Consider the following 12,281-nt stretch of genomic DNA (forward strand, 5'->3'; position numbering starts at 1 on the left):
GGTCAGTCCTCTCGCACCGCCGGCCGGCCGTCTCCGGGGTCAGTCCTCTCCGTACCGCGGGTCGACCGTCTCCGGGGTGAGGCCGAGCACCTCCGCGACCTGCTCCACGACCACCTCGTGGACCAGCGCCGCCCGCTCGTCGCGTCCCTTGGTGCGGATCTCCACCGGCCGCCGGTAGACGACGACCCGTGCGGGCCGGCCGCCCTGCGCCGCGACGGTGCCGCCCAGCGGAACGGCGTCGTCGCTCCAGCCCGCCGTGCCGTCGAGCTGGGGCACGTCCAGGACCAGGAAGTCGACGTCCGACAGTTGCGGCCAGCGCCGTTCGAGCCGCTCCACCGAGTCCTGCACCAGGTCCGCGAAGGCCTCGGCACGGCTCGCGGCGAGCGGCACCTGCGGCGGTGCGATGGGGCCGCGCATGCCTCTGCCGTGCCGGTCGCGGCGGCGGGGCCCGGGGGCGGCGGCGCGGTGCGGTACGAGGTTGTCCATCACTTACGAAGCGTAGCCCCGCCGTCGCCCGTGCGCCCGGCCCCGACGCGACGGGAGCGCGGGGGTGCCGGGGCCGCACGGGCGCGGCACGACCGAAGCGGATCATTCCAGCCAAGCTCGGCTTGATTGCGTATGTTCTAGGGGTCGTCCGAGGTCGCCCGACTCACGCGGATTGATCGTTTTCGTACGTTCTTCTGACTGGATTCCTACCTGTTCGGTATTTCGCCGGTCGCTGTCCTCGCAGGTCAGCGACGTGGTTCGAACAGTGCGTGTGGGGTGTCTCACACCCCGACACGGGGGAGTGACCTGGGGGAGAGTCGTCGCGGCCCGCTCAAGAGTGCGGTACCGTCCAACGTCGTGAGCCCTGTACGTCGCTGTTCGCGCACCGCTTGCGGCCGTCCCGCCGTAGCGACGCTGACGTACGTCTACGCCGACTCGACCGCGGTCCTCGGCCCGCTCGCCACCTACGCCGAACCCCACTGCTACGACCTGTGCGCCGAGCACTCCGAGCGCCTCACCGCGCCCCGTGGCTGGGAGGTCGTACGTCTGCTGGACGGCTCCGCCCCCGCGCGCCCCAGTGGTGACGATCTGGAGGCGCTCGCCAACGCGGTCCGCGAGGCGGCCCGCCCGCAGCAGCGCGCGGCGGAGGCGGGCGGCGGGCGTACCGCCGACCCGATGGAGGTGGCCCGCCGCGGCCACCTGAGGGTGCTGCGCTCCCCGGACAACTGACGGCGCCCACCCGCCGACCGGCCGGGCCGCCACGTCTCACATGCACGCACGGGTACGTTGGCCGTCTCACGGGAGCGCACGGGTACGTTGGCCCGGACATCCGGTCCCCATGACTCGATGACCCCCAAGCACACCCAACGCACCCGACAACCCTCAATGCCTCTCAATCCCCCTCAATGACCTCAGAAAGGCCGGCCGTGGCTGCTGATCTGTCGCAGATCGTGAAGGCGTACGACGTACGCGGTGTCGTACCGGACCAGTGGGACGAGACGCTGGCCGCACTGTTCGGCGCCGCCTTCGTCGAGGTGACCGGCGCGGACGCGATCGCGGTGGGGCACGACATGCGGCCCTCGTCCCCCGGCCTGTCCGACGCCTTCGCGCGCGGGGCGGCGGCCCGGGGTGCCGACGTCACCCACATCGGTCTGTGCTCCACCGATCAGCTCTACTACGCCTCGGGCGCGCTGGACCTGCCGGGCGCGATGTTCACCGCCTCGCACAACCCGGCCCGGTACAACGGCATCAAGCTGTGCCGCGCGGGTGCGGCCCCGGTCGGCCAGGACACCGGCCTGACGGAGATCCGGACACTGATCGAACAGTGGAGCGAGTCGGGCGCCCCGGAACCGACGGACCGTCAGGGAACCCTCACCCGGCGCGACACGTTGGACGACTACGCGGCGCACCTGCTCTCCCTCGTCGACCTGACCTCGGTCCGCCCGCTGAAGGTCGTCGTCGACGCGGGCAACGGCATGGGCGGGCACACGGTGCCGACCGTCCTCGCCGGCCTGCCCCTGACCCTCGTCCCGATGTACTTCGAACTGGACGGCACGTTCCCGAACCACGAGGCCAACCCGCTCGACCCGGCCAACCTCGTGGACCTGCAACGGCGTGTCCGCGAGGAGGGCGCCGACCTCGGACTCGCGTTCGACGGCGACGCCGACCGCTGCTTCGTCGTCGACGAACGGGGCGAGCCGGTCTCCCCGTCGGCGATCACCGCACTGGTCGCCGCCCGCGAGCTCGCCCGGTACGGCGGCCGGGGCACGGTCATCCACAACCTGATCACCTCCCGGTCGGTCGCGGAGGTGGTCCGTGAAAACGGCGGCACCCCGGTCCGCACCCGGGTGGGCCACTCCTTCATCAAGGCGGAGATGGCGCGGTCCGGCGCGATCTTCGGCGGCGAGCACTCGGCGCACTACTACTTCCGCGACTTCTGGAACGCGGACACGGGCATGCTGGCCGCCCTGCACGTCCTCGCGGCCCTGGGCGGCCAGGAGGCCCCGCTCTCCCGCCTGGTCGCCGCGTACGACCGCTATGCGGCGTCGGGCGAGATCAACTCCACGGTCGACGACCAGCAGGCCCGCCTCGCGGCGATCCGCGCGGCGTACGAGACCCGCGAGGACGTCACCCTCGACACCCTCGACGGCCTGACGGTCTCCACCAAGGACTGGTGGTTCAACGTCCGCCCCTCCAACACGGAACCCCTCCTCCGCCTCAACGCGGAGGCGAAGGACGACCCCACGATGACAAAAATCAGGGACGAGGCCCTGGCTCTGATCAGGGCATGACGCCTTCTCACGTCTGTCGGGGGCGCAGGGGCGCAGCCCCGGGCGCCCCCGGGGGTCCAGGGGGCGGAACCCGTTTCAGGGGCGCGGGGAACCGCGCGACAAGCCGCCACCGGCGGTCAGCCCCCTAGGGGCCGCCCTGCAACGGGCCTGGGGGCGAAGCCCCTCACGTCTGTCGGGGGCGCAGGGGCGGAGCCCCCGCCGGGATACCGGGGCGGAGCCCCGCACACCCCCCCACCCCACCACCGCCCCCCGGGGTCGAAGGGGCGGAGCCCCTGGAGGACGGGAAGGGCAGGGGCGGCGGGGGCGAAGACCCCTCCGGCCCACCCCCACCCCGCACCCCCCACAGCGGTACCCTGACCAGGCCACCACGCCTACTCCGCCCCACCCCGAAGGGACCCCCGACATGCCGCTCGAAGCCGGCCTCCTCGAGATCCTCGCCTGCCCGGCCTGCCACGCCCCCCTCAAGGAGGCGGACGACGAGCTGGTCTGCACCGCCGAGTCCTGCGCCCTGGCCTACCCGATCCGCGACGGCATCCCCGTCCTCCTCGTCGACGAGGCCCGCCGCCCGGCGTAGGGCATGCACCGGGCCGCGCACACCGGCACGAGCGCCGGGCCGCACATACCGGCACGAGCGCCGGGCCGCCCGCAACGGCACGAGAAACTCCAGCCCAACCCTTCCCTGCCCCCCTCGCCGCCGCCCCGCGCCCGGAGGCCCCGCACCATGCTCGACGAATCGCTGCTCGACAACCCCGCCGCACTCGCCGAAGCCGACCGCCGCGGCCTCCTCCGCGGTGCCGCCGAGGCCGGCGCCCGCGTCCGCACCGCCCTCCGCCACGCCACCGAGGCTGGCATCGGCCAACTACGGCCCGACGGCCGCCCCCGCGCCATCCTGATCGCGGGCCCCGGCACCGGCTCCGCGGGCGTCGCGGAACTGCTCACCACCCTCGCCGGCGCCGCCTGCCCGGTCACCCGCGTGCACCCCACCGGCGTGGCCCCCGCCCCCGGCGCCCTGCGCTGGGAACTCCCCGGCTGGGCCGGCCCCGTGGACCTCCTCCTGGTGGCCACCCCCGACGGCAACGAGCCAGGCCTCGCCCTCCTCGTCGACCAGGCATACCGCCGCGGCTGCACGGTCGTCGCCGTGGCCCCCACCAGGACCCCGATCGCGGACGCGGTCGACCGCGCCCACGGCCTCTTCGTCCCGATGGCGTCCGCCCCGCACGAACCCTCCGCTCCCTACGGGCCGCCCACCCCGGAGCACCCGAACCCTCCCCGAGGAGCCGAAGGCCCCGGCGTCACCCCCGAGCTCCCGGAACCCCCCGCCCCCTCCGCCCCCGGCGTCCTCTGGGCCCTGCTCACCCCCCTCCTCGCCCTCCTGGACCGCACCGGCCTGCTGACCGCGCCCCCCGAGACGCTGGAGAAGGTCGCCGACCGCCTCGACCGGGTCGCCGAACGCTGCGGCCCCGCCATCGCCACGTACGGCAACCCGGCCAAGACCCTCGCCGCCGAGCTCGCCGAAAGCCTCCCGGTGATCTGGACGGAGGGCACCTCCGCGGGCCCCGCCGGCCGCCGCTTCACCGCCGCGCTCGCCGAACTGGCCGGCCGCCCCGCGGTCACCGCACAGCTCCCCGAGGCGCTCGCCGCCCACCACGTCCTGCTCTCCGGCCCGCTCGCCGCCGGCGCCGACCCCGACGACTTCTTCCGTGACCGCGTGGAGGAGCCCGCCGCCCTCCACGCGCGCGTGGTGCTGCTCCGCGACCGCCCGATCGGCGGCCTCAGCGCGGCCCCCGCCGCCCGCGAACTGGCGTTCGGTCATGACACACCGATCAGCGAACTCGAACCGGAGGAGGGCGGCGAACTGGAGACCCTCGCGGAACTCATCGCCGTCACGGACTTCGCCGCCGTCTACCTGGCCCTCGTCTCGAACGCCTGACCGGACCGATCGGACCGACCAGCCCGACCAGAACGCGCCCGGACCACCACGGACCACTCACCGCACCCATCACACCCACCGCACCCACCGCACCGCCACCGCGCCCACCACCCACACCGCCGACGGGGCCCCGGGGCCCCACCCGTCCCGGAGACACCACACATGGACCGCCTCACCAACACCGTCCGCCCCTACGCCTGGGGCTCCACCACCGCCCTCCCCGCCCTGCTCGGCGAGGAGCCGACCGGCGAGCCGCAGGCGGAGATGTGGATGGGCGCCCACCCCGGCGCCCCCTCCCGCACCCCCCGCGGCCCCCTCGACCAGGTGATCACCGAGGCCCCGGAGCGCGAACTGGGCGAGCGGACGGTCGCGGCGTTCGGCCCCCGGCTGCCGTTCCTGCTCAAGCTCCTCGCCGCCGGCGCCCCCCTCTCCCTCCAGGTGCACCCGAACCTCGACCAGGCCAGGGAGGGCTACGAGGACGAGGAGCGCCGCGGCGTCCCGATCGACGCCCCGCACCGCAACTACAAGGACGCCAACCACAAGCCCGAACTGATCTGCGCCCTCACCGAGTTCGACGGCCTGTGCGGCTTCCGCGACCCGGCCGAGGCCGCCGCCCTCCTCGAAGGACTCGGCGTCGACTCCCTCAAGCCGTACGCCGACCTGCTGCGCGCCCACCCCGAGGACGCCGCCCTGCGCGAGGTCCTCACCGCCGTCCTGACCGCGGACCCCGACGAAATGCACCGCACGGTCACCGAGACCGCCGCCGCCTGCGCCCGCCTCGCCGGCCCCTACGCCCCGTACGCCGGCCTCGCCCACCACTACCCGGGCGACCCCGGCGTCATCGCCGCGTTGCTGCTCCACCACGTACGGCTCCAGCCCGGCGAGGCGCTCTTCCTCGGCGCCGGCGTCCCGCACGCCTACCTCGACGGCCTCGGCGTCGAGATCATGGCCAATTCCGACAACGTGCTGCGCTGCGGACTGACCCCCAAGCACGTCGACGTCCCCGAACTCCTGCGCATCGTCCGCTTCGAGGCCGGCGACCCGGGCGTACTGCGCCCCGAGGCAGGCCCCGACGGCGAGGAGCTCTACGAGACCCCCATCGACGAGTTCCGGCTCTCCCGCCACGTCCTGGCCGAGGGCGCCGCCCCGCAGGACCTCAGCCGTCCCGCCCCGCAGATCCTGCTCTGCACGGCGGGCACGGTGCGTGCGGGCGACGAGGACCTGACGCCGGGCCACTCCGTCTTCGTCCCGGCCGGCGAGACGGTCCGGGTGAGCGGCCCCGGCACTCTCTTCCGCGCCACGGTCGCCGTCTGAACCACCGCCGGGCCGCGAGCGGTTCGGCGGCCCGGCGCATCCCCGCCGCACCGGGCTGCAAGAATGACCCACCGGCAAAGGACGGGCAAAGCCCGGCACGAGCGACCACGACGGCCACGCACGACGGCTCCGGCGGTCGGCGCGGGCCACGACGGTTACGAAGGGACAACGCGACCACATGAGCGCGTCAGGCGGCACCAGGGCGATCGTGGCGGCACTCGGCGCCAACCTCGCCATCGCGGCATCGAAGTTCGTGGCGTTCGCCTTCAGTGGCTCGTCCTCGATGCTGGCGGAGGGCGTCCACTCGGTCGCCGACTCCGGCAACCAGTTCCTGCTCCTCGTCGGCGGCAAGCGCGCCCAGCGCGAGGCGACCCCGCAACACCCCTTCGGCTACGGCCGCGAGCGGTACGTCTACGCCTTCCTCGTCTCCATCGTCCTCTTCTCCGTCGGCGGCATGTTCGCCATCTACGAGGGCTACGAGAAGATCAGCCACCCCCACGACGTCGAACACTGGTACTGGCCGGTCGGCGTCCTCGTCTTCGCGATCCTCGCCGAGGGCTACTCCTTCCGCACCGCCATCAAGGAGTCCAACCAGACCCGCGGCACCCTCTCCTGGGTCGAGTACGTCCGCCGCGCCAAGGCCCCCGAACTGCCCGTCGTCCTCCTGGAGGACTTCGGCGCCCTCATCGGCCTCGTCCTCGCCCTCGGCGGCGTCGGCCTGGCCCTGCTCACCGGCGACGGCGTCTGGGACGGCATCGGCACCGTCTGCATCGGCGTCCTCCTCGTCCTGATCGCCCTCGTCCTGGCCGCCGAGACCAAGTCCCTGCTCCTCGGCGAGTCCGCGGGCGCGGAGGAGGTCAGGAAGATCGAGGCCGCGATCGTCGACGGCGACACCGTCACCCGCGTCATCCACATGCGCACCCTCCACCTCGGCCCCGAGGAACTCCTGGTCGCCGCCAAGATCGCCGTCCAGCACGACGACACGGCCGACGAGGTCGCCGCAGCCATCAACGCCGCCGAGGCCCGCATCCGCACCGCCGTCCCCATCGCCCGCGTCATCTACCTCGAACCGGACATCTACAGCGAGGCCGAGGCCGCCAGGGGCGCCGACCGCGAGGCCACCCCCGGCGGTCCCACCCCCACCGACGCCCCCGGCCACTGACCCACCCGCGCGCCGCGCACACGGCCGGAACCGGCCCCTCCCGCCCCGACGCGGACTGGGGCCCACCCGGCAGCCCGGTGTAGCTTGGAGGCGAGCCAGACGTCGCTGCTGATGGCGGTCGGGCGGTCCCGTCACGGACCGGCCGAGGGAGAGAGGGCCTCCGACGGACTGCGCTGCGCGCACTCGGGCACGCGTACGCCCCGGGGCACACCCGTGCCCTCCCGGGCACCGCCGTGCCGACGGGCTGCCGCGCAGACCAGCCGTACCCACCTCGATCCGATCCCGAGGAGCAGCACACCATGACGACTGTCGAAAACCGGCAGGACTTCAAGGTCGCCGACCTCTCCCTGGCCGAGTTCGGCCGCAAGGAGATCACCCTCGCCGAGCACGAGATGCCCGGCCTGATGGCCATCCGCAAGGAGTACGCCGAGGCCCAGCCCCTCGCCGGCGCCCGCGTCACCGGCTCCCTGCACATGACCGTGCAGACCGCCGTCCTCATCGAGACCCTCGTCGCCCTGGGCGCCCAGGTCCGCTGGGCCTCCTGCAACATCTTCTCCACCCAGGACCACGCCGCCGCCGCCATCGCCGTAGGCCCCGACGGCACCCCCGACAACCCCCGCGGCATCCCCGTCTACGCCTGGAAGGGCGAGACGCTGGACGAGTACTGGTGGTGCACCGAGCAGGCGCTGACCTGGCCGGACAGCCCCACCGGCGGCCCCAACATGATCCTGGACGACGGCGGCGACGCCACCCTCCTCGTCCACAAGGGCGTCGAGTACGAGAAGGCCGGCAAGGTCCCCGCCCTGGACACCGCCGAGTCCGACGAGCACCGCGTCATCCTCGAACTCCTGCACCGCACCATCACGGACGGCTCCCAGAAGTGGACCCAGCTGGCCTCCGAGATCCGCGGCGTCACCGAGGAGACCACCACCGGCGTCCACCGCCTGTACGAGATGCAGCGCGACGGCATCCTCCTGTTCCCGGCGATCAACGTGAACGACGCCGTCACCAAGTCGAAGTTCGACAACAAGTACGGCTGCCGCCACTCCCTGATCGACGGCATCAACCGCGCCACCGACGTCCTCATCGGCGGCAAGACCGCCGTCGTCTGCGGCTACGGCGACGTGGGCAAGGGCTGCGCGGAGTCCCTGCGCGGACAGGGCGCCCGCGTGATCATCACCGAGATCGACCCGATCTGCGCCCTCCAGGCGGCGATGGACGGCTACCAGGTCACCACCCTGGACGAGGTCGTCGGCCTCGCCGACATCTTCGTCACCACCACGGGCAACAAGGACATCATCATGGCCTCGGACATGGCCAAGATGAAGCACCAGGCCATCGTCGGCAACATCGGCCACTTCGACAACGAGATCGACATGGCCGGCCTCGCCAAGATCCCCGGCATCGTCAAGGACGAGGTCAAGCCCCAGGTCCACACCTGGACCTTCCCGGACGGCAAGAAGATCATCGTGCTCTCCGAGGGCCGCCTGCTGAACCTGGGCAACGCCACCGGCCACCCGTCGTTCGTGATGTCCAACTCCTTCGCGGACCAGACCCTGGCCCAGATCGAGCTGTTCACCAAGCCCGACGAGTACCCGACCGGCGTCTACGTGCTCCCCAAGCACCTCGACGAGAAGGTCGCCCGCCTCCACCTGGACTCGCTCGGCGTCAAGCTCACCAAGCTCCGCCCCGAGCAGGCCGCGTACATCGGCGTCGAGGTCGACGGCCCCTTCAAGTCGGACCACTACCGCTACTGAGCCCCACCGTCCGGCTGCCGGGCATGCACGGCAGCCGGACGGCGACTCGGTACCGGTGAGCGCGCAGGCCCCCGCACCCCCGTGACGGGGGCCTGCCCGTCCGGCCCTCCGGCCGCACCAGCCCGTTCACGACCCAGGAACCCCATGCCCCGCGGCCGGTATTCGCTCCACGATCCGCACGATCACACCTCCCTCGGCGAAGAACACTTCCAGTGCGCGCCCGGCCCCTCCGGCTGGCGCTACGTCGCCCAACGCACCTCCCCCTCCGGCGACCCCGCAGGCTCCGTCGACCTCGCCCTCGACGAACTGGGCCGCCCCATCCGGCTCGAACTGCGTGCGGCGGACTGGCAGGTCCGCGGCGCCGCCCTCGACGGCATCACCTGGGTCCGCACCGACCCCACCGGAACCCACGCCACCGAAGGCAATGTGCGCGCCCACGCCTTCACCGGCACGTCCCCGGCGTTCCTCGTCGCCACCGCCCGTCTCCTGCGCCTCACCCCCTCTTCCTCCGCGACGCGCGTACGCCTCGTCGCACTCACGGACCCGGTCCTCGCCCCCCGCACCGTGGACCAGTCCTGGGCCTTGGTCCAAAGAGAAGCACACGCCACTGACAACGGCCCTCTGACCGTGGAGAAGTACCAGGTCACCGCCCTGGACACGGGCGAGCAGCACACCGTCCACCTCACCGGCGACGTGGTCCTCGAAGCCCCCGGCATCGAGCTGGAGGATCTGCAATCCCCACCGTCCGTCTTCCCTTGACCCCGGTCCCGCCGGCACAGCGGACCCACGCCGGGCGCGCCCGACTCAGGCAGGCGGCACGAACCCGGTGGCGGGACGGTCGGGCCGCGGCTCCCGCACAGCGTCGGCGGACGGCACTCGCGGAGACGCGGGAGCGGCGGCCTGCGGAGGCGTCGCAGCCGCTGGTGGGGGAGCGGCCGGAGTCACCGGAGCTGCCGTCTGCCAGGCCGCCGGAGCCACAGCGGCGCCCGTGACGGGTGGCGCGACCGGATACGGCTGCGGGTGAACGGCCGCAGGGTGCCCGCTTCCCGGCGCCCTCGCCCCCGTCGCCGCACCGGAGGCCCGGCGCACCTCCCGCAGTTGACGTTCGTACATCACGGCCGCCAGAAACGCGGCCGGCGGCACATCGGACGGCACCGGCGCACCCGTACACGCGGCCAGATCACCCGCGAGCCGCTCCGCCATGCCCCAGCCCACCCGCGGATCCAGCTGCGGCATCCGCGTCAGGTACTGCCGCACCGCCAGCCACAGCCCGTCCGGCACCGCCGACAGATCGAGTCCGGCGAACCTCCCCGCCAGCCACGGCGGGGGAGGCGGCACGAAACCCGTCCGCCCGACCGGGATCCGCTCCCGCACCACCAGCGTCCCGGCGAACACGTCACCGAGCCGCCGCCCCCGCGCCGACACGAGGGAGGCGATACAGGCCACGACGCCGAACGTCATGAGGACCTCCACGACTCCGATCGCACCCCGCACCAGGGCATGCCGGAACCGGATCGGCCCACCGTCGTCCCGCACCACCCGCAACCCGCACGCCAGCTTCCCCAGCGACCGCCCGTGACTGAGCGTCTCCACCACGATCGGCCCGCCTACCAGCACCAGCAGAAACGCGGCGATCGACAGGGCGATCTGCGCAGCCTCGTCGAGCCCCGACGCGGAAAGTGCCAGTACGACCATCACAACGATGTACGCCACCACCGTCACGACCAGATCGAGCGCCACCGCGAGCACCCGGCTCGGCAGCCTCGCGGGCCGCAGCTCCAACGCCACGGCCTCGCCCGTCACCAGCTCACTCACACCGCGTTCCTTCCCTGGCCCACCCCACCTCCGGCCAGTCTGCCAAGCTGAGAGCAGATCGCGCCGCAGTACGACAAGCTGACGTACGGGGCGGAGCACCGGCTGACCGCGGGACGAACGGACGAGGAGCGGCACACCCATGGACCTCGACGTCTTCGCCTCCGCGCACCACGCCGAATGGGACCGCCTCGACGCCCTGCTGCGCCGCCGGCGCCGTCTGACGGGAGCCGAGGCCGACGAACTCGTCACCCTCTACCAGCGTGCCGCCACACACCTGTCCCTGATCCAGTCCAGTGCCCCGGACCCACAGCTCACCGGCCGCCTCAGCCGGCTCGTGGCACGCGCGCGTGCCACCGTCACGGGCACCCGCCGCGCCTCCTGGCGCGACATCACCCGCTTCCTGACGACGGGATTCCCCGCCGCCGTCTACCGGTCACGTCGCTGGTGGGTACCCACCGCGCTGCTCTCCACGGCGGTCGCCGCGCTCCTGGGGTGGTGGATCGGCACTCATCCGGAGGTGCAGTCCACGATCGCGGCGCCCAGCGAACTGCGTGAGCTCACCCGGCCCGGCGGCGAGTACGAGACCTACTACTCGAGCCATCCCGCGGCGGCCTTCGCCGCCCAGGTGTGGACGAACAACGCGGAGGCCGCCGCCCTCTGCCTGGTCCTCGGCATCTTCCTGGGACTGCCGGTCCTGTGGATCCTCTTCCAGAACATGCTCAACCTGGGAGTGGGCTTCGGCCTGATGTCGTCCGCCGGCCGGCTCGACACCTTCCTCGGCCTCGTCCTCCCGCACGGCCTCCTCGAACTGACGGCCGTCTTCGTGGCTGCCGGTACGGGGCTCCGGCTCGGCTGGACGCTCATCGATCCCGGGCCACGGTCCCGCCGCACCGCCCTGGCGGAGGAGGGCCGCGCGGCTCTCGGCATGGCCTTGGGGCTGGCCCTGGTGCTGTTCGTCTCCGGGGCGATCGAGGGCTTCGTGACCCCGTCCGGCCTGCCCACCTGGGGCCGCATAGGCATCGGCATCCTCGCCGAGCTGGCCTTCCTGACGTACGTCTTCGTCCTGGGCGGACGTGCGGCGCGCGCCGGCGACACGGGAGACCTGGAGGAGACCGGACGGAGCGCAGCGCTCCCCACCGCGGCCTGATGTGCGGGCACCCGCGCTGAGCTGCTACTGTCTTCTCCGCCCCACCGCCTCCGTTGACACGGAGCGAACGGGGAGGTAGATTCGAACAGTTGCCTGGAACAGGGTTGGCAGAGTCAAACCCGGTCGGCAACCAGCTGAAAACTATCTGCTTCTCGAAACGTTGATAATTCTCGACTTCGATGAAGCCACCCTCCGATGGCTCAGAACGAACGGCCGGTCATTACGGCCCGAAACCTCTGATAAAGTCGGAACCGCCGGAAAGGAAAGCGCTCGGAAGGGCGAAGTCCTGGAAAGCACCGAGGAAATCGGACAGCGAAACGGTCTGATAGAGTCGGAAACGCAAGACCGAAGGGAAGCGCCCGGAGGAAAGCCTGAGAGA

General features: G+C 72.5%; 11 protein-coding genes. 9 read left to right on the forward strand and 2 right to left on the reverse strand.

What is annotated here, in order from left to right:
• Nucleotides 1–39 precede the first annotated feature (39 nt).
• The gene (locus tag IO29_RS03310) at nt 40–486 is read right to left on the reverse strand and encodes a metallopeptidase family protein (protein ID WP_030377567.1); all 447 of its coding nucleotides are present in this window, start codon (nt 484–486) and stop codon (nt 40–42) included.
• Nucleotides 487–843: 357 nt separating this feature from the next.
• Here IO29_RS03310 and IO29_RS03315 point away from each other — a divergent pair, with 357 nt between their 5' ends.
• The 8 genes from IO29_RS03315 to IO29_RS03345 all read left to right on the forward strand — a co-directional run bounded on the left by IO29_RS03315 (nt 844) and on the right by IO29_RS03345 (nt 9,699).
• The gene (locus IO29_RS03315; RefSeq protein ID WP_006143699.1) at nt 844–1,215 is read left to right on the forward strand and encodes a DUF3499 domain-containing protein; all 372 of its coding nucleotides are present in this window, start codon (nt 844–846) and stop codon (nt 1,213–1,215) included.
• Nucleotides 1,216–1,412: 197 nt separating this feature from the next.
• On the forward strand, nt 1,413–2,777 hold the full coding sequence (locus tag IO29_RS03320; RefSeq protein ID WP_030377568.1) for a phosphomannomutase/phosphoglucomutase: 1,365 nt from the start codon (nt 1,413–1,415) through the stop codon (nt 2,775–2,777).
• Between the two features lie 403 nt (nt 2,778–3,180).
• The gene (locus tag IO29_RS36175; RefSeq protein ID WP_078618071.1) at nt 3,181–3,351 is read left to right on the forward strand and encodes a Trm112 family protein; all 171 of its coding nucleotides are present in this window, start codon (nt 3,181–3,183) and stop codon (nt 3,349–3,351) included.
• Between the two features lie 147 nt (nt 3,352–3,498).
• Complete coding sequence (locus tag IO29_RS03325) at nt 3,499–4,707, forward strand: SIS domain-containing protein (protein WP_030377569.1); 1,209 nt, start codon at nt 3,499–3,501, stop codon at nt 4,705–4,707.
• Nucleotides 4,708–4,869: 162 nt separating this feature from the next.
• Nucleotides 4,870–6,021, forward strand: a complete 1,152-nt coding sequence (manA, locus tag IO29_RS03330) for a mannose-6-phosphate isomerase, class I (RefSeq protein ID WP_030377570.1) — start codon at nt 4,870–4,872, stop codon at nt 6,019–6,021.
• 178 nt (nt 6,022–6,199) lie between these two features.
• Entirely contained in the window at nt 6,200–7,183 is a 984-nt protein-coding gene (locus tag IO29_RS03335) for a cation diffusion facilitator family transporter (RefSeq protein WP_030377571.1), read from the forward strand.
• Between the two features lie 299 nt (nt 7,184–7,482).
• The gene (ahcY, locus tag IO29_RS03340) at nt 7,483–8,940 is read left to right on the forward strand and encodes an adenosylhomocysteinase (protein WP_030377572.1); all 1,458 of its coding nucleotides are present in this window, start codon (nt 7,483–7,485) and stop codon (nt 8,938–8,940) included.
• 144 nt (nt 8,941–9,084) lie between these two features.
• Nucleotides 9,085–9,699: a hypothetical protein gene (locus IO29_RS03345; RefSeq protein WP_030377573.1), complete on the forward strand. Its 615-nt coding sequence runs from the start codon at nt 9,085–9,087 to the stop codon at nt 9,697–9,699.
• A gap of 45 nt (nt 9,700–9,744) precedes the next feature.
• On the opposite strand, the gene IO29_RS03350 is transcribed toward IO29_RS03345, so the two are convergent.
• Entirely contained in the window at nt 9,745–10,755 is a 1,011-nt protein-coding gene (locus tag IO29_RS03350; RefSeq protein WP_030377574.1) for an RDD family protein, read from the reverse strand.
• Between the two features lie 139 nt (nt 10,756–10,894).
• Here IO29_RS03350 and IO29_RS03355 point away from each other — a divergent pair, with 139 nt between their 5' ends.
• On the forward strand, nt 10,895–11,902 hold the full coding sequence (locus IO29_RS03355; protein WP_030377575.1) for a stage II sporulation protein M: 1,008 nt from the start codon (nt 10,895–10,897) through the stop codon (nt 11,900–11,902).
• Nucleotides 11,903–12,281: the final 379 nt, after the last annotated feature.

It is taken from the genome of Streptomyces sp. NRRL F-6676 (assembly GCF_000725625.1).
Taxonomy (GTDB): Bacteria; Actinomycetota; Actinomycetes; order Streptomycetales; family Streptomycetaceae; genus Streptomyces.